This is a genomic window from Streptomyces sp. NPDC101152 (genome assembly GCF_044768275.1).
Lineage (GTDB): Bacteria > Actinomycetota > Actinomycetes > Streptomycetales > Streptomycetaceae > Streptomyces.
Map to the genome: position 1 here is coordinate 253,908 of NZ_JBIWPO010000008.1, position 17,267 is coordinate 271,174.

At 69.8% G+C, this 17,267-nt stretch carries 16 protein-coding genes and 5 tRNA genes; 10 read left to right on the forward strand and 11 right to left on the reverse strand.

Features of this window, described 5'->3' with window-relative positions; translation table 11 throughout:
- Positions 1–40 precede the first annotated feature (40 nt).
- The gene (locus ACIRVK_RS14070) at positions 41–550 is read right to left on the reverse strand and encodes a DUF4188 domain-containing protein (protein WP_404246592.1); all 510 of its coding nucleotides are present in this window, start codon (positions 548–550) and stop codon (positions 41–43) included.
- Positions 551–630: 80 nt separating this feature from the next.
- Between ACIRVK_RS14070 and ACIRVK_RS14075 the strand changes: the two genes are divergently transcribed.
- Complete coding sequence (locus tag ACIRVK_RS14075; protein WP_404246594.1) at positions 631–1,275, forward strand: MerR family transcriptional regulator; 645 nt, start codon at positions 631–633, stop codon at positions 1,273–1,275.
- Between the two features lie 51 nt (positions 1,276–1,326).
- Here the strand turns inward: ACIRVK_RS14075 and ACIRVK_RS14080 are convergent.
- From ACIRVK_RS14080 to ACIRVK_RS14105, 6 genes are all read right to left on the reverse strand, one after another.
- Positions 1,327–1,399: transfer RNA gene (locus tag ACIRVK_RS14080), tRNA-Glu, on the reverse strand.
- A 44-nt stretch (positions 1,400–1,443) separates the two neighbouring features.
- Positions 1,444–1,515: transfer RNA gene (locus ACIRVK_RS14085), tRNA-Gln, on the reverse strand.
- Between the two features lie 20 nt (positions 1,516–1,535).
- Positions 1,536–1,608: transfer RNA gene (locus tag ACIRVK_RS14090), tRNA-Glu, on the reverse strand.
- Between the two features lie 29 nt (positions 1,609–1,637).
- Positions 1,638–1,710 (reverse strand) — tRNA-Glu (locus ACIRVK_RS14095).
- Between the two features lie 21 nt (positions 1,711–1,731).
- A tRNA-Gln gene (locus tag ACIRVK_RS14100) sits at positions 1,732–1,803 on the reverse strand.
- Positions 1,804–1,894: 91 nt separating this feature from the next.
- A complete protein-coding gene (locus tag ACIRVK_RS14105; RefSeq protein WP_404246596.1) occupies positions 1,895–2,626 on the reverse strand; it encodes an HAD family hydrolase in 732 nt (243 codons plus the stop codon).
- 107 nt (positions 2,627–2,733) lie between these two features.
- Here ACIRVK_RS14105 and ACIRVK_RS14110 point away from each other — a divergent pair, with 107 nt between their 5' ends.
- Positions 2,734–2,919 carry a hypothetical protein gene (locus ACIRVK_RS14110; protein WP_404246598.1) on the forward strand — a complete coding sequence of 62 codons (186 nt, stop codon included), beginning with the start codon at positions 2,734–2,736 and terminating at the stop codon, positions 2,917–2,919.
- Positions 2,920–3,077: 158 nt separating this feature from the next.
- Here ACIRVK_RS14110 and gltX read toward each other — a convergent pair whose 3' ends face one another.
- The 3 genes from gltX to ACIRVK_RS14125 all read right to left on the reverse strand — a co-directional run bounded on the left by gltX (position 3,078) and on the right by ACIRVK_RS14125 (position 5,675).
- Entirely contained in the window at positions 3,078–4,562 is a 1,485-nt protein-coding gene (gene gltX / locus ACIRVK_RS14115; RefSeq protein WP_404246600.1) for a glutamate--tRNA ligase, read from the reverse strand.
- A complete protein-coding gene (locus ACIRVK_RS14120) occupies positions 4,555–5,340 on the reverse strand; it encodes a fumarylacetoacetate hydrolase family protein (RefSeq protein ID WP_404246602.1) in 786 nt (261 codons plus the stop codon). The genes gltX and ACIRVK_RS14120 overlap by 8 nt, the downstream gene beginning before the upstream one ends.
- Before the next feature lie 146 nt (positions 5,341–5,486).
- On the reverse strand, positions 5,487–5,675 hold the full coding sequence (locus ACIRVK_RS14125; protein WP_404246604.1) for a hypothetical protein: 189 nt from the start codon (positions 5,673–5,675) through the stop codon (positions 5,487–5,489).
- A 571-nt stretch (positions 5,676–6,246) separates the two neighbouring features.
- Here ACIRVK_RS14125 and ACIRVK_RS14130 point away from each other — a divergent pair.
- From ACIRVK_RS14130 to ACIRVK_RS14165, 8 genes are all read left to right on the forward strand, one after another.
- Positions 6,247–10,008, forward strand: coding sequence for a nitrate- and nitrite sensing domain-containing protein (locus ACIRVK_RS14130; RefSeq protein ID WP_404246606.1), 3,762 nt, complete (start codon positions 6,247–6,249; stop codon positions 10,006–10,008).
- Positions 10,009–10,017: 9 nt separating this feature from the next.
- Positions 10,018–10,431, forward strand: a complete 414-nt coding sequence (locus ACIRVK_RS14135; protein WP_003973453.1) for a roadblock/LC7 domain-containing protein — start codon at positions 10,018–10,020, stop codon at positions 10,429–10,431.
- 111 nt (positions 10,432–10,542) lie between these two features.
- Positions 10,543–10,938: a DUF742 domain-containing protein gene (locus ACIRVK_RS14140; RefSeq protein ID WP_016432454.1), complete on the forward strand. Its 396-nt coding sequence runs from the start codon at positions 10,543–10,545 to the stop codon at positions 10,936–10,938.
- Positions 10,919–11,494, forward strand: a complete 576-nt coding sequence (locus tag ACIRVK_RS14145; RefSeq protein WP_133046741.1) for an ATP/GTP-binding protein — start codon at positions 10,919–10,921, stop codon at positions 11,492–11,494. Before ACIRVK_RS14140 ends, ACIRVK_RS14145 begins: the two co-directional genes overlap by 20 nt.
- A gap of 386 nt (positions 11,495–11,880) precedes the next feature.
- Positions 11,881–15,186 (forward strand): nitrate- and nitrite sensing domain-containing protein, encoded by a 3,306-nt coding sequence (locus tag ACIRVK_RS14150; protein WP_404246608.1) that lies wholly within the window; start codon positions 11,881–11,883, stop codon positions 15,184–15,186.
- Between the two features lie 10 nt (positions 15,187–15,196).
- Positions 15,197–15,610: a roadblock/LC7 domain-containing protein gene (locus ACIRVK_RS14155; RefSeq protein WP_004983065.1), complete on the forward strand. Its 414-nt coding sequence runs from the start codon at positions 15,197–15,199 to the stop codon at positions 15,608–15,610.
- A 95-nt stretch (positions 15,611–15,705) separates the two neighbouring features.
- Positions 15,706–16,290 (forward strand): DUF742 domain-containing protein, encoded by a 585-nt coding sequence (locus tag ACIRVK_RS14160; protein ID WP_404246610.1) that lies wholly within the window; start codon positions 15,706–15,708, stop codon positions 16,288–16,290.
- Complete coding sequence (locus ACIRVK_RS14165; protein WP_026248371.1) at positions 16,271–16,852, forward strand: ATP/GTP-binding protein; 582 nt, start codon at positions 16,271–16,273, stop codon at positions 16,850–16,852. The genes ACIRVK_RS14160 and ACIRVK_RS14165 overlap by 20 nt, the downstream gene beginning before the upstream one ends.
- A gap of 167 nt (positions 16,853–17,019) precedes the next feature.
- Here ACIRVK_RS14165 and ACIRVK_RS14170 read toward each other — a convergent pair whose 3' ends face one another.
- Positions 17,020–17,211, reverse strand: coding sequence for an acyl-CoA carboxylase subunit epsilon (locus ACIRVK_RS14170; RefSeq protein ID WP_404246612.1), 192 nt, complete (start codon positions 17,209–17,211; stop codon positions 17,020–17,022).
- Positions 17,212–17,267: the final 56 nt, after the last annotated feature.

A 17,267-nucleotide genomic window follows, 5' to 3' on the forward strand; every position in this document is an offset into this window, starting at 1 on the left:
CAACGCCGCGGCAGACCCTCCCCGCCCCCCCGCCCCCGGTTCAGCCGGTCTTCTCGCCCACCGTCTCCTGCTGCGAGCGGTAGGAGAACCGGTCCTTGGCGTACCGGCCCCGCCTCTCCAACGGCACCTGCCCGTGCGCGGCGGCGAGACCGAACGCCGGCATGTCCCCGTAGATCGCCTCGTACGACCCCTCCGGCACGACGTACGCCTCGTGCCAGATGCCCACTCGCCCGCGCAGCTTCCCCTTGCGTTCCTTGTGGTTGAACGCGGTCCACACCTTGTGGTGCCACGCGTCCGGCGCGCTCGCGTAGGCGTACAGCTTCTCCTTGGACTCCCAGTACTGCACGACGTAGTACGTGCGCGGCGAGGCCGTCAGCAGGACCCGGCTGAGCAGGCCCCGCGCCGGGTCCTGCGCCAGCTCCCGCAGCATGCGCAGCATGCCGAGCAGCACGGGCAGCCACAGGTGGACCGCCCAGAAACGGTTGATGCGCATGCCGATCAGCAGGACGACGACGTCGCCCTTCGCATTGGCGGTCGTACGGGACACCATGACGATTCCCCTCGTTGGTGAGTGGCGCTATCCGATTCGCATGCTTGGATAGTGCCGGTATCCCAGAAGGAGCGCAAGACATGCGGCTCGCCGAACTGAGCAGACGCAGCGGTGTGTCCACCGCGACGATCAAGTACTACCTGCGCGAAGGCCTGTTGGCGCCCGGCCGGCAGATCAACACGACGACCGCCGAGTACGACGAGGGGCATCTGCGCCGGCTGCGGCTGGTGCGGGCGATGATCCAGGTGGGCCAGATCCCGGTGGCGACGGTCCGGGAGGTGCTCGGACACGTCGACGACGACTCCCTGGGCCGTACGATCCGCCTCGGCGCGGCACTGTGGACCTTGCCGCAGCTGCCGGAGCCGGACGAGGACGACGAGTACGTCCGGGCGGCACACCGGGAGGTGGCCGCGCTCCTGAACCGGCTCGGGTGGGAGAACGCCAAACAGCTGACGACGATCTCACCCTCGTACCGCTCGCTGGTGGTCGCGGTGGCCGCGTTCCGCCGGCTGGGCTACGACTGGGGCGCCGAACAGCTCGCGCCGTACGCGGAGTTGATGCACCGGACGGCCGCCCTCGACCTGGACTCCCTGGAGACCTATCCGTCGGACGCGGAGCGGGTCGAGTTCGCGCTCCTGGGGGCGATCCTCCACGAGCCCGCCCTGCGGGCGCTGCACCGGCTGGCCCAGGAGGAGGAGTCGGCGCGTCGGTACGGCTACGAGTGAACCGCGCACACGCCGCAGGCCCCCCGCCGAAGCGGAGGGCCTGCGTCTGTGTACCCCCGACCGGATTCGAACCGGCGCTACCGCCTTGAGAGGGCGGCGTGCTAGGCCGCTACACAACGGGGGCGTGGATCTTGCAAGCGTTGCGTACCGCATCGCCGCAGATCCGAGCTGGTCTACCTGGACTCGAACCAAGACTAACTGAACCAGAATCAGTCGTGCTGCCAATTACACCATAGACCAATGTGGTTTAGACCAGTTCGTACCCCCGACCGGATTCGAACCGGCGCTACCGCCTTGAGAGGGCGGCGTGCTAGGCCGCTACACAACGGGGGCCCTAGCGATCCCGAGTTGATCGAGATCCGTACCCCCGACCGGATTCGAACCGGCGCTACTGCCTTGAGAGGGCAGCGTGCTAGGCCGCTACACAACGGGGGCGATGCAGATGAGCTCTGCGAGCTGGCCTACCTGGACTCGAACCAAGACTAACTGAACCAGAATCAGTCGTGCTGCCAATTACACCATAGGCCACTGGAACGCAAGCCCCTGGTGGGGATCTTGTTCTAGTTCGCTCCTCCGGTTCCGGCCTTTCGGCCCGCTCCCCGGCGGCGCAGGAAGAACATTACCCGAAGGTGGACGGGGCTCCAAAACGGGTATCGGCGCCGAGGAGCGCGGGGAGTTCGGCGAGGGAGGCGATCCGGCGCGGGCCGGAGTGCGCGTCGTCGCTGGTGCAGAGGCCGCCGCGGTCGATCCACACGGACAGCAGCCCGGCGTCCGCGGCACCGCGCCCGTCGATCTCCGGGTGGTCGCCGACATAGGCGACCTCGCTCGGGGTGAGCCCCAGCGCGTCGCAGGCCGCCAGGAAGGCGCCGGCCTCCGGCTTGGAGACGCCGAGTTCGGCGGCGCACAGGATGACCTCGAAGCGGTCGTGCACGCCGAGGACGCGCAGTTTGCGGTCCTGGACGGTGAGGCTGGAGTTGGAGAGCACGGCGTGCCGGTGGCTGGCGGCGAGCGCCTCCAGTGCGGGCAGGACGTCCGGGAAGAGCGCCCAGGCGGCCTCGTAGTGACGCATGTAGCGCCCGAACCACGCGTCCGCCTCCGCGTCGCTCAGCGCCTCGCCCAGGAACACGCGGATGCGTTCCCGCCGCTGCCCCTCGAAGGTGACCTCGCCCGCCGAGAACCGCGCCCACTGCTGGTCGGTGATCTCCCGCCACCGCGCGACGGCCTCCGCCGCGGTGCCGTACCCGTCGAGCAGCCCCTCGGCGGCGAGATGCGCTCCCATACCGACCCGGTCGGCGGTGCTGTAGTCGAAGAGGGTGTCGTCGACGTCCCAGACAACGGCTCTGATCGGCATGCCACCGACAGTACCCCCGAGCGGGCTGGGGGTTCGGGGGTTATCCCCCGATGGACGCAGCGTCGACAACGGCTCTGATCACCCTCACGGACTGGCACACTGCGGCCATGAGCGAGTACCGAGTCCAGTACACCGTCGAGGCCCGGGCGGCCTACGACGACCTGCCCCCTCGCGCCGGGCCGATCTGGACAGGGCGGTTCGGGTCCTGGCCCGTGACCCGTTTCGGAAGCACGCGACCGCGCCGTTGGGCCCCGGAGAGCATCTGCGCCGGGCATACGTCGCCCCCGGACTGATGCTGGAGTACATGGTGGCCGGCGCGATCATGGTCGTCGTCGTGCTGGAGGTCTTCGACGAGAGCGCCTACCTGATCGACGAAGCCGACGCGCAGTGACCGGAACGCGAGGGGGCGGCGCCCGGAGTCCCGGGTGCCGCCCCCTCGTCTGTGCGTGAGCTACGCGGTCAGCTTCGTCCGGGCCGCGTCGATCCTCGCCAGTGTCTTCTCCTTGCCCAGGATCTCCAGGGACTCGAAGAGGGGGAGGCCGACCGTGCGGCCGGTGACGGCCACGCGGACGGGGGCCTGGGCCTTGCCGAGCTTGAGACCGTGGGTCTCGCCGGCGGCCAGGACGGCCTCCTTCAGGGACTCCGGGGAGGTCCAGTCCGCCGACTCGAGCTTCTCGCGGGCCGTCGCGAGCAGCGCGTCGCTGCCCTCCTTCATCGCCTTGGTCCACGACGCCTCGTCGAAGACCGGCTCCGGCAGGAACAGGAAGTCGACGTTGTCCGTGATCTCGGAGAGGACCTTCAGCCGGGTCTGCGCGTGCGGAGCCATCGCCTGCCACTTCGACTCGTCGAAGTCCTCCGGGGCCCAGGGGGCGAACGGAGCCCGGAGCCAGGGGGCGCAGCGCTCCGTGAAGTCCTTCACGTCGAGCAGACGGATGTGGTCGGCGTTGATCGCCTCGCACTTCTTGAGGTCGAAGCGCGCCGGGTTGGGGTTCACGTCGGCGACGTCGAAGGCCGCGACCAGCTCGTCGGTGCTGAAGATGTCCTGGTCGGCCGAGAGCGACCAGCCCAGCAGGGAGAGGTAGTTGAGCAGCCCCTCCGGGAGGAAGCCGCGCTCCCGGTAGAGGTTGAGGGAGGACTGCGGGTCGCGCTTCGACAGCTTCTTGTTGCCCTCGCCCATGACGTAGGGCAGGTGACCGAAGGCCGGGATCCCCTTCGCGATGCCGAGCTCGATCAGCGCCTTGTAGAGGGCGATCTGGCGCGGGGTGGAGGAGAGCAGGTCCTCGCCGCGCAGGACGTGGGTGATCTCCATCAGGGCGTCGTCGACCGGGTTGACCAGCGTGTACAGCGGGGTGCCGTTCGCGCGGACGATGCCGTAGTCCGGCACGTTCTCCGGCGTGAAGGTCAGCTCGCCGCGGACCAGGTCGGTGAAGGTGATCGTCTCGTCGGGCATCCGGAAGCGGACGATCGGGGTGCGGCCCTGGGCCTTGTACTCCGCCACCTGCGCCTCGGTGAGGTCGCGGCAGTGGCCGTCGTAGCCGGACGGCTTGCCGGCCGCGCGGGCGGCCTCGCGGCGGGTGTCCAGCTCCTGCTGGGAGCAGTAGCAGTGGTAGGCGTGCCCGGCGTCCAGGAGCTTCGCGGCGACATCGGCGTAGAGGTCCATGCGCTGCGACTGCCGGTAGGGCGCGTGCGGGCCGCCGATCTCGGGGCCCTCGTCCCAGTCGAAGCCCAGCCAGCGCATCGCGTCGAGCAGCTGCTCGTACGACTCCTCGGAGTCGCGGGCCGCGTCGGTGTCCTCGATGCGGAAGACGAGCGTGCCCTGGTGGTGGCGGGCGAAGGCCCAGTTGAACAGGGCGGTGCGGACGAGGCCCACATGGGGGTTACCGGTGGGCGACGGGCAGAACCGTACTCGGACGGCGGGGGCGGGTGCGCTAGCCACGCTTGACAACCTTGTTGGTGAGAGTGCCGATGCCTTCGATGGTGACGGCGACCTCGTCGCCGACGGTGAGCGGCCCGACGCCTGCCGGGGTGCCCGTGAGGATCACGTCGCCGGGGAGCAACGTCATGGCCTCGGAGATGTTGACGATCAGATCCGCGATGGAGTGGATCATCTCGCTGGTGCGGCCGAGCTGGCGTTGTTCGCCGTTGACCGTGAGCTGGAGGGTGAGGTCGGAGGCCGTGGCGAGGTCGAGGTCGGTCTCCACCCAGGGGCCGAGCGGGCAGGAGGTGTCGAAGCCCTTGGCCCGCGCCCACTGCTTCTCGCGCCGCTGGACGTCACGGGCGGTGACGTCGTTCGCGCAGGTGTAGCCGAAGATCACGTCGGCCACGCGCTCGCGTGGGACCTCGCGGCACAGCCGGCCGATGACCACGGCCAGCTCGGCCTCGTGGTGCAGTTCCTCGGAGAACGAGGGGTACTGGATGTCGTCGCCGGGGCCGATCACCGAGGTGGACGGCTTGAAGAAGGCGAAGGGGGCGTCGGGCACCTCGTTGCCCAGCTCCCTCGCGTGCTCGGCGTAGTTGCGGCCGAAGGCGACGACCTTGTTGGGGAGCACCGGCGGCAGCAGCCTGACCTTGCTCAGGGGCACCTTCGTACCGGAGAGCTCGAAGTCCGCGAACGGGATGCCCTTGATGATGTCGAGCACGAGCTCTTCGGGCCTGTCGCCCTCGACCGCGCCGAAGGCGACGTTCCCGTCGATGGAGAATCTGGCGATGCGCACGGGATGCTGCGCCCCTCACTGAGCCGACTGGAGTCTGACGCTCCAGGCTAGCGCGGTGGGGTGGCCCCGCCTCGCGCATTACCGTCCGCGCGAGGCCGCGGCATAAGATCGCGGGAGCTTTGAATGATCTACGCCCCGCGCGCGTACTACTCGGCGACGGAAGCCGTGGTGGGGACCTCGACGAGGATGGTGCGCCTGGGGTTGGCGGTCTGGGTGGGAAGATCGACGGAGTGCTCCGGCTGCTCCGGGGTCCGCAGAGCTTCGGCGTCCTCGAGGTGGGCCAGCGTCGTGCGCCGCGGGTTGGCTATGTTGCGGAACATCATCGTCGTCTTCACGGTTGTACTTGACCTCGTCGTCCGTGGCGGGTTGGCAGTTGCCTGCACTTTGTAAAGCGTCAGGCTAAACATCCAATTCCCCTCCGGCGGGACGAACTCCCCTTGATCAGCATGTGAGTTTGCTCACGGCGTCCCAGACAAAGCGGTCAATTCAGGCCCACAATCCACCCCAACGAAACGGACATTGGCCCCCTGAAGCCATCATTCCGCTCCTGATCATGGCGACTGGGACACCCCTCGCCGCCGGGGGACTCGCGGGCATAAGTCCGTTATGGGGGAGACCTGTCTCTACGTCTGGTGACCCGGCACTCACGTGCTGTCACGTAGGTCACGGCATGGCCCATGAGCCTTGTTGGAGATCCGGCACTGTGCTGGAATGCCACGGACCGCCGCAGGATCTAGCCGGCGCACAGGGGGCGCTGCGAAAGCGCCGAGTGGCGGCGAAGAAGGGGGAACCGGCGCCGGTCACTCACGACTACCCGGGGGGCGCGTTCAGGGCGTTCCCCACAACGCCGACACCGTGTCTTTCCGTTCACGCGGAGGGGCGCCTGGTCCAGAGGTTGCGACGCTAGTGCAGGGACGTTTCAAGAGGGATGGCAGTGCTTCGGCGGAGCCGGAGCCGCACGGCGGGACTGCCCCCAGCAAAGGCAGCTCCTCGCCCCAGCACGCCCAGAACCCGGGCCCGGCCCCGTCCGGCGACGGCGGTGAGCGCCCCGGGCGCCCCGGCGCGTCGGCACCTTCGGGTTCACCGGCCCCCGCCCCGGCGGTCAAGCCACCCCAGGGCGCGAGCGGCCCCGGCTCACGCGTCGCGCTGCGCAACTGGCGCATCTCCACGCGTCTGGTGTCGCTGCTCGCGCTGCCGGTGGTCGCCGCAACCTCGCTGGGCGCCCTGCGCATCAGCGACAACATGAACACCATCCAGCAGCTCGACGACATGAAGCTGCTGACGGACATGACCAAGCAGGCGACCGAGCTGGCCGCCGCCCTCCAGGAGGAGCGCGACCAGTCCGCCGGCCCGCTGGCGCACGGCTCGAAGTCCAGCGACTACACGGTCAAGGGCTACCGGGACAAGACCGACCGGGCCAAGCAGAACTTCATCGACGCCGCCGAGCAGATCGACACCACCACCAAGAACGGATCGCTCCAGGGCGTCCGGGAGAGCCTCGTCGGCGTGGTCGGCGACCTCGAGCAACTGTCGAAGATCCGCTCCACGGCGTACGAGACCCGGCTGAACTCCTCCCAGACGGTCGAGGCCTACCACCGCCTCATCACGCACCTGCTGAGCCTCTCCCAGGACATGGCCGAGGCCACCAGCAACTCCGAGATGATCCAGCGCACGCGCTCCCTGGCCGCCTTCTCCTCGGCCAAGGAGTACGCGTCCATGCAGCGCGCGGTCCTCGCGGCGGCGCTGCCCGCGAACAACACCACGACCGGCCAGCTCTCCGAGAACGACCGTCTGTACGCCCAGTCGGCGCTGGAGAGCCAGAAGTCCGACCTGCGCAGCTTCCGGAGCATCTACGGCACGGACAAGGCCACCGCTCTTCTCAAGCCCATCGAGGAGAACAACGCCACCATCCAGGCCACGGACACCTACGCCAGCCGCGCCCTGGCCGCCCAGAACGGCCTGAACGACCTGCAGAAGCGGTCCTACCAGGACTGGGTGGACGACAGCTCGACGAAGATCGAGCAGATGAAGAAGATCGAGCACACCCTGCTCCAGGACATGGAGCAGAAGGCCCGCTCGCTGCGCTCCGCCTCCGAGCAGGAGGCGATCATCTCCGGTGCGCTGATCCTGCTGGTGCTCGGCGTCTCCCTCGTCGGCGCCTTCGTCATCGCCCGCTCCATGATCCGCTCGCTGCGCCGCCTGCAGGAGACCGCCAACAAGGTCGCCCAGGACCGCCTGCCCGAGCTGGTCAAGCAGTTGTCCGAGTCGGACCCGCAGGACGTCGACACCTCCGTCGAGTCGGTCGGTGTGCACTCCCGGGACGAGATCGGCCAGGTGGCCGCGGCCTTCGACGACGTTCACCGCGAGGCGGTCCGCCTCGCCGCCGAGCAGGCCCTGCTGCGGGGCAACGTCAACGCGATGTTCACCAACCTCTCGCGCCGCTCCCAGGGCCTCATCCAACGTCAGCTCTCGCTCATCTCCGAACTGGAGTCCCGCGAGGCCGACCCGGACCAGCTGTCCTCGCTGTTCAAGCTCGACCACCTCGCGACGCGTATGCGCCGTAACGGTGAGAACCTCCTCGTCCTCGCGGGTGAGGAGCCCGGCCGCCGCTGGACCCGTCCGGTCCCGCTGGTCGACGTGCTCCGCGCCGCCGCGTCCGAGGTGGAGCAGTACGAGCGCATCGAACTGGCCGCCGTGCCGACCACCGAAGTGGCCGGCCGGGTGGTCAACGACCTCGTGCACCTGCTCGCCGAGCTGCTGGAGAACGCGACCTCGTTCTCCTCGCCGCAGACCAAGGTCAAGGTCACCGGTCACGCGCTGCCCGACGGCCGCGTCCTGATCGAGATCCACGACACCGGTATCGGCCTCTCGCCCGAGGACCTCGCGGCGATCAACGAGCGGCTCGCCTCGCCGCCCACCGTGGACGTCTCCGTCTCCCGCCGCATGGGTCTGTTCGTGGTCGGCCGGCTGTCCCAGCGGCACGGCATCCGCATCCAGCTGCGCCCCTCCGACTCCGGTGGTACGACCGCGCTGGTCATGCTGCCCGTGGACGTCGCCCAGGGCGGCAAGAAGCCGCAGGGCAAGCCCGGTCAGGGCGGTCCGGGCGGTGTCGGTGGTCCGGCCGCCGCGCAGGCCGCCGCCGGTGTGGCCGCGGCACGGCGTCAGGCCGGCGCGGGCGCGCCGGGCGGTCCCGCCCTCGGGGCCGGCGCCGGTGGCGGTCTGCTCGGGGCCGGTCAGGGGCCGCGAGCCGCACTGCCGGGCGCCGGCGGCAACGGCCGTCCGGGCGCACCGGGCGGTGCGCGGGGACCGCAGGCTCCCGGCCAGCAGGGCCGGCCGGCTCCCGCGGGCGCAGGTGCCGGCTTCGGCCAGGCGCCGGGTGCGCCGCAGGGCATGCAGGCCGCGGGCATGGGCGGCACGGGTCAGGGCCAGGACAGCTTCGGCGGCGCTCGTGGCGCCGTACCGCCGCAGTCCCCCCGCTCCGAGCAGCAGCCCAAGGAGGGCCGCGGCCGGCGTGGGCGTCAGCCGCAGCTTCCGGGCCGTGGTGGTCCGCGGGCCGAGCTGCCCGGCGGCAACCCGCAGCAGCGCACGCCGAGCTGGAGCGACGAGAACGCGCAGCCGCCGCTGCCGCGCGCCTCGCTCGACACCCCGCGCGGTCATGACGAGACGTCCCGGATGCCGCGCGTCGACGACCTCCAGGGTCCGGGCGCGACGACGGAGATGCCGGCGATCGGCCGGGGCGCCGACGACTTCGGCCGTCCCGACTTCGGTAACAACCCCCAGAACACGGGCCAGTTCGCCCGTCCGGGTGCGGACACCTCGCACAACACCGGGCAGTTCAACTTGCCGGGCGCGGAATCGCCGCAGAACAACGGTCAGTTCGGCCGACAGGACTTCGGAGGCGCGCAGCCCGGTGCGGGCGGCTCGCAGAACCCGGGCCAGTTCGTCCGCTCGGACGTCTTCGGTGCGCCGAACGGTCGTAACAACCCGAACAACCCGGCGAACACGGGCCAGTTCGCGAGCCCGTCGGCGTACGACCCGAGCTCCACCGGCCAGTTCGCCACACCGGGCTTCGACGGCGGTTCCACCGGCCAGTTCGAGCGCCCGCAGAACGGCGGCGCCGACTTCGGTGCCCCGCGTCCGCCCGCCCCGCAGCGTCCGCAGCAGCGGCCCGCCCACCAGGAGCCCGAGGCACTGCCGCCGGCGTCCGGCCCGGGCGACGGCCGTACCCCGCTGTACGACACGCTGGAGACCAACTGGTTCCACGGCGGACCGGGCGGCCAGGGCGGTCCGCGGAGCAACGGCAACGGCTCCGGCCCCGCCCCCCAGCAGCCGTCGGCTCCCGCCGCGGCTCCCCAGCGTCCCGCGACCTCCTCCTGGCGCACCTCGCCGAACGACGACCTCGTCCGGCAGGCGGAGCGTGTCAGGCAGCCGGCCGCGGGCGGCGTCACCACCTCCGGCCTGCCGCGCCGGGTGCCCCGGGCGAACCTCGTTCCGGGCACGGCTCAGCAGCAACAGCACCAATCGGGTCCGGCTGTCTCGCGTGCGCCTGACGACGTACGCGGCCGTCTGACCAATCTCCGTCGGGGCATCGCGCAGGGTCGCCAGGCCGGTACCGGTACCGGCCAGACCGGCAGTTTCCCGAGCCCCACTCACCAGCAGGAGCGATAGTTGAGCCAGATGAGCCAGGCGGCACAGAACCTCAACTGGTTGATCACCAACTTCGTGGACAACACCCCCGGTGTGTCCCACACCGTCGTCGTCTCCGCCGACGGTCTTCTTCTGGCGATGTCGGAAGGCTTTCCGCGGGACCGTGCCGACCAGCTGGCGGCCGTCGCGTCCGGGCTCACCTCGCTGACGGCCGGGGCCTCCCGGATCTTCGAGGGCGGCAACGTGGCGCAGACGGTCGTCGAGATGGAGCGCGGGTTCCTCTTCCTCATGTCCGTCTCGGACGGCTCGTCCCTGGCCGTGCTCGCACACCCCGAGTGCGACATCGGCCTGGTCGGCTACGAGATGGCGCTGCTCGTCGACCGGGCAGGTGCGGTCCTCACACCGGACCTGCGGGCCGAACTACAGGGCAGTCTGCTCCACTGACCTGCCCAGGATCCACCCCCCTCACCACATCACCGTCCGGCCGCCACAATCCCCCCACCGGCCCCGTCAGACGGCCAGCCCGACCGACTTGCTGTCCCGCCCGGAGGATTCATGACCCCGCCCACCGCCTCTCATGATCCGTACGCGGAGCCGTACGAGGATGAGGGCGACCAGCCGCTGGTACGTCCGTACGCGATGACCGGCGGCCGGACCCGGCCGCGCTACCAGCTCGCCATCGAGGCACTGATCAGCACCACGGCCGACCCGGCAGCGCTCATGGGGCTGCTCCCGGAGCACCAGCGCATCTGCCACCTGTGCCGTGAGGTCAAGTCGGTCGCAGAGGTGTCGGCGCTCCTGGCCATGCCGTTGGGCGTGGCCCGGATTCTCGTCGCGGACCTGGCCGAGGCCGGGCTCGTCGCCATCCACCAGCCGGGTGGCGACGAGACGACCGGTGCGCCGGACGTGACACTGCTCGAAAGGGTGCTCAGTGGACTTCGCAAGCTCTGACGGAGGGCGGGCGACCACCTCCGCGAAGATCGTGGTGGCGGGTGGCTTCGGCGTCGGCAAGACCACGTTCGTGGGCGCCGTCTCCGAGATCAACCCGCTGCGCACCGAGGCCGTGATGACGTCCGCGTCAGCGGGCATCGACGACCTCACCCACACCGGGGACAAGACCACCACCACGGTGGCCATGGACTTCGGCCGCATCACCCTCGACCAGGACCTGATCCTCTACCTGTTCGGTACGCCGGGTCAGGACCGCTTCTGGTTCATGTGGGACGACCTGGTCCGTGGTGCGATCGGCGCGGTGGTGCTCGTGGACACCCGGCGCCTGGCCGACTGCTTCCCGGCGGTCGACTACTTCGAGAACAGCGGTCTGCCCTTCGTGGTCGCGCTCAACGGCTTCGACGGACACCAGCCCTACCAGCCCGAGGAGGTGCGCGAGGCCTTGCAGATCGGTCCCGACACCCCCATCATCACCACCGACGCCCGGCACCGGGCCGATGCCAAGAGCGCGCTGATCACGCTGGTCGAGCACGCGCTGATGGCACGGCTGAGGTAGCCCCAAATTCGCCATGCCGTACGGCAGTTGTCGTAGACGCATCGGAGCCGGCTGTGGCCTTTGACACGGTCGGCCCCGGTGTTCATAACGTTTCGGCAGAGGTATCGGGTGGTACGGCCACGCGTCGTTGCCACCCGGTACCGCTGCGCACACACAGGCCCCGTCTTTTGACGGGGCTCGTTCTTTATGACCGTTTTATCTGGGGCTTACATCACATGGAATCCGCGCTTTCCACTGTTTGGAAGAGCGCTGGTCGTCGTGCTGGAATGCCTGAACTGCCTATTGGTCAAAGACGTACTCAGTAGTACTGCGTACTCAATGGCGTACTGGGCTCTGAGACACTGCGGCACAACGTTGGTGCCCGCCGCCGAGAGGTTGTTGGTCGAGTGAGGCGAAGCAAGAACGGTCCCGAGCCGTCGGCACGGGGCAACTTCACCCCGCCGCCGCGCGGAGCGGCGCCCGCCCCTGTGCCCGTGCCGGAGCCCACGGCCGCGCCCGCTTCGAGCGGCGGCCGTTTCTCCCCGCGCAACTGGCGAGTGCCGACCCGGCTGAACGCGATCCTGCTCATACCCGTGGGCGTGGGTCTCGTCATGGGCGGCTTCCAGGTGAAGAACTCGATCGACACCTGGCAGAACGCCAAGGACGCGGAGAACACCGCGCGCCTGGTGCGCGCCGCCCTGACGTACAGCAACGCCGTGGTCGTCGAGCGGGACACGACCGCGGCACCGTTGCTCAAGGGCAAGAGCCAGACCGCGGACGACAAGGCGCTCGTCGCCAAGATCCGCAAGCAGACGGACGACGCGGCCGGCGCGTTCGACGAGGCCGTCAAGAGCATGCCGAACCGGCCCAACCTGGTGCGCCGCCTGGAGCGCTTCCGCAAGGTGGAGCCGCAACTGCAGCAGATCCGCGCGGCGGCCTACACGTCGAAGTTCACCGGCGTGCAGACCGAAGAGGCCTACGTCAACATCGAGCACCCGCTGCTCGAGTTCTCCAACGAGCTCGGCCTCGGCACCGGCAACATCACCAGCTACGGCCGCTCCGTCTACGCCATCGCGCTCGCCAAGGGAGCCCTCTCCCTCGAGCGCGCCATCGGCATGCACCTCCTGGTGAGCCCGGGCCCCAGCGCCAAGAGCCTGTCCCTGCAGCGCACCGCCCTCACCTCGTACGCCTACCTGGAGGGCATCGCCATCCAGGAGTACCAGGCCGGCGGCACCGACGAGGACCTCGCGAAGCTCAACACGGCCGAGAAGCAGATCCAGGCCGACGGCGCGGCGATGGCCAAGCAGGCCGCCGCGGACGCGGCCGCCAAGAACGAGACGTACGTGCCGCCGCCGTCCAACCCGACGGACATGATCGCGGCGATGTCGCAGCTGCAGACCACGGACCCGGCGGCCCGGGCCACGCTGGCCGGGAAGGGCATCACCGCCCAGAACTGGTGGGGGGTCACCACCCTCAAGTTCGACGCGTACCGCAAGCTCGAGGAGAGCAAGGCCGACATCGCGGTGAGCGAGGCGTCGTCCATCGCCGACAACGCCAAGCGTGACGCCCTGATCACCGGCGCCGTCGTGGTCGTCGCCCTGCTGCTCGCGTTCATCCTGGCCGGCGCGGTCGCCCGGCAGATGTCCCGCTCGATGCGCCAGCTGCGCAACGCGGCCTTCGGTATCGCCGAGCAGCGGCTGCCGATGCTGGTCGACCAGCTCTCGCGCACCGATCCCGGCCGGGTCGACACCCGGGTCGCCCCGATCCCGATCCACACCAAGGACGAGATCGGCGAGGTGGCCCGCGCCTTCGACCAGGTCCACCGCGAAGCCGTACGACTCGCCTCCGAGCAGGCCCTGCTGCGGGGCAACATCAACGCGATCTTCACCAACCTGTCCCGGCGCAACCAGTCGCTGATCGAGGGCCAGCTGACCCTGATCACCGACCTGGAGAACAACGAGGCCGATCCGGACCAGCTGGAGAACCTCTTCCGCCTGGACCACCTCGCGACCCGTATGCGCCGCAACGGCGAGAACCTCCTCGTCCTCGCCGGCGAGGAACCCGGCCGCCGCTGGGACCAGCCGGTCCCGCTGGTCGACGTGCTGCGCGCCGCCTCCTCCGAGGTGGAGCAGTACGAGCGCATCGAGCTGTCCGGCGTCCCGGAGGCCGAGATCCACGGCCGTGCGGTCACCGACCTCGTGCACCTGCTGGCCGAGCTGCTGGAGAACGCGACGACGTTCTCCTCCCCGCAGACCAAGGTCCGCGTCACCGCGACCCGTCTCCCCGACGGCCGCATCATGATCGAGATCCACGACAAGGGCATCGGCCTGACCGCCGAGGACTTCGCGGACATCAACCACAAGCTCGCGAACCCGCCCACCGTGGACGCCGCGATCTCCCAGCGCATGGGTCTGTTCGTGGTCGGCCGCCTCTCCGACCGGCACGGCATCCGGGTCCAGCTGCGCCCCTCCGGCGAGCAGGCCGGCACCACCTCGCTGGTGATGCTGCCCGACGCGATCACCCACGGCGGTGGCGGCGAGCAGCAGATCAACCGCGACGAGTTCACCGTCTCGCAGATCATCCCGGAGCAGAACTACCACGGCGAGGACTTCAACACCGGTCTGCCGATGCGCACGGCCGCGGAGCTCGGCTTCGACGACAGCCGATACGCCGACGTCCCCGACGACATCCGCGAGCTCGACCCGGTCGGCCGCTCGCTGATGCGCGAGGAGCGCCGGGCCGCGCTGGAGGCGCAGAACACGCAGGACCAGCCGGAGCAGGAGTCGCACGAGAGCCCGCAGTTCCCGGACCCCTTCGAGGCCCAGCCGACCGCCTACGACAACGGCCACGGCGGCTACCGCGACCAGCAGACGGGCGCCTTCGACCCGCGCCCGGCGTACGAGGAGCAGCAGCAGGCGCCGTACGAGGAGCAGAGCGCCGCGTACGACAGTCAGGCCCAGCTGCCGTCGTACGAGGAGCCGTACTTCGCTTCGAACGGCTCGGCGCCCCAGGCCGACGGCTTCTCGTCCAACGGCGGCTACCCCGACCCCGCGTACGCGGAGCCGACCCAGGAGGAGCCCGCCGCCGCGCACTCCACCGCCCCGGAGTCCTTCCCGGCCTTCGAGCAGCGCCGCTACCAGGACGACTGGCCCCAGCAGGACAGCTATCAGAACGGCTACCCGGACCAGTACGCTCCGGAGGCGGAGCCCGCGCAGGCCGCTGACGCGAGTGAGCGGGACCGCGTAGGCTTCGACCGACCGGGACCGGCCCCCTCCGCCGTCCACGAGCTGACCGACGCCGGGCTGCCCCGCCGCGGATCCTTCGGGACCGGCACCAGCGGTGCGAACGGCACGCGGCACGTGAACCAGGAACCGTCGGTCTCGGCTCCGGCTCCGGAAAGCAACGGCGACACCAGCAGCTGGCGTTCGGCGAACGACGCACGCTGGCAGCAGGCCGCGCAGCTGCGCAAGCCCAAGGCGGGCGGGGTCACCTCCTCCGGCCTGCCGCGGCGGGTGCCCAAGGCCAACCTGGTCGAGGGAGCCGCCGAGACCACCCCCCAGGGAGGTCCGCAGATCTCCCGCGCCCCGGAGGACGTCCGGGGCAGGCTGAGCAACCTGCGGCGGGGCGTCCAGCGCGGACGCAGCGCCGGCGCAGGCAGTGAAACGAACGGTCAGGGCTTCGGTTCTGACAGCACCTACAACCAGGAGCGTTAGTGTGAGCCCGATGAGCCAGGCGGCACAGAACCTGAACTGGTTGATCACCAACTTCGTGGACAACACCCCGGGGGTGTCCCACACGGTGGTGGTCTCCGCCGACGGACTCCTTCTGGCGATGTCCGAAGGCTTCCCGCGCGACCGGGCCGACCAGCTCGCGGCCGTCGCCTCCGGTCTGACGTCTCTGACGGCAGGCGCCTCCCGGATCTTCGAGGGCGGCAGCGTGAACCAGACTGTTGTGGAGATGGAGCGGGGATTCCTGTTCATCATGTCCATCTCCGACGGTTCCTCGCTCGCGGTTCTCGCACATCCGGAGGCGGACATCGGTCTCATCGGGTACGAGATGGCCCTTCTGGTGGACCGTGCCGGTACGGTCCTGACGCCGGATCTCCGCGCGGAGCTCCAGGGCAGCCTGCTCAACTGACAGACAGACGGTGCGTTTTGGCGTCCCGGGGCCGTAAGGTTTCGGGACGCGGCTCCACAGGGATTGGGTGCCCGGCACAGTCGGAGGAGGAGAAAGTGGCAACACCCCCAGGCGGTTCGAATTCGGGCAACTGGTCGTACGGCCCTGCCCAGGGCCACGGCGACGGTGCTCAGAACCCGAACCGTTACAACTTCCCCTCCGCCCCGACCCCGCGGCACCAGCAGCCGTACGCGCCCCAGGGTCCCGGCCCGTCGCCGTACGACCAGCCGCCCGCGCCGCGCATCCAGCCCGTGCAGCCGCACCGACGCTCCCCTGAGCCGGCGCCCGCGGGGGCGTCGAACAACCCCCTGGTGCGTCCGTACGCCATGACCGGCGGCCGGACGCGCCCGCGCTACCAGCTCGCCATCGAGGCGCTGGTGCACACGACCGCGCAGCCGCACCAGATGCAGGGCCAGCTGCCCGAGCATCAGCGGATCTGCAACCTCTGCCGTGAGATCAAGTCGGTGGCCGAAATCTCCGCGCTGCTGACGATCCCTCTCGGCGTGGCCAGGATCCTCGTCGCCGACTTGGCGGAGGCGGGACTGGTCGCCATCCATCAGCCCGGCGGCGACGAGAACGCCGGCGGCCAGCCAGACGTGACACTGCTCGAAAGGGTGCTCAGTGGACTTCGCAAGCTCTAGCGGCGGTCCTTCCCGCTCCACCACCTCGGCGAAGATCGTGGTGGCGGGTGGCTTCGGCGTGGGCAAGACCACGTTCGTCGGGGCCGTTTCGGAGATCAACCCGCTGCGCACAGAGGCCGTGATGACGTCCGCTTCGGCCGGCATCGACGACCTCACCCACACCGGAGACAAGACGACCACGACGGTCGCCATGGACTTCGGCCGCATCACCCTCGACCAGGACCTGATCCTCTACCTGTTCGGTACGCCGGGCCAGGACCGCTTCTGGTTCATGTGGGACGACCTGGTCCGCGGCGCGATCGGGGCGATCGTGCTGGTCGACACGCGGCGTCTCGCCGACTGCTTCCCCGCCGTCGACTACTTCGAGAACTCGGGTCTCCCGTTCGTGATCGCGCTCAACGGGTTCGACGGGAACCAGCCGTACAACCCGGACGAGGTGCGGGAGGCTCTGCAGATCGGGCCGGACACGCCGATCATCACGACGGACGCGCGGCATCGGGCGGATGCGAAGTCGGCTCTTATCACGCTGGTCGAGCACGCGTTGATGGCACGGTTGCGGTAAGTGGTACTTGCGGCCACTGGGCTGCCCCGGGCGGTTTGTTGCCGTCTGCGGGCAGCTCGTGGCTTGTCGCGCCCGCGCGGCGGAGCCGCAAATCGACACAGCTCCGTGCCCCTGGGCACGACTGAGGGCCCCTCGTTCAAGAGGGGCCCTCAGTCGTCGTACAGAAGTCAGCGCCAGCTGTGGGGGGCCCGGAAGCCGTTTTCGCGTTCCAGGCGACGCCAGACGGCCTTGGGGCGGGTCTGGTCGGCCGGGGTCTCGGCGGGCCGGGCGGCGGCGCGGGCCAGGAGGACGGCCGTGATGGCGGCGACTTCCTCGGGGTCGGCGTGGCCCTTCTCGACGCGGATGTCAGGGGTGCTCATAGGTCTCAGTCTCCGTGAGAGAGGTTTCCGCGAGGGTGTCGCGGAGGGTCCGCTGG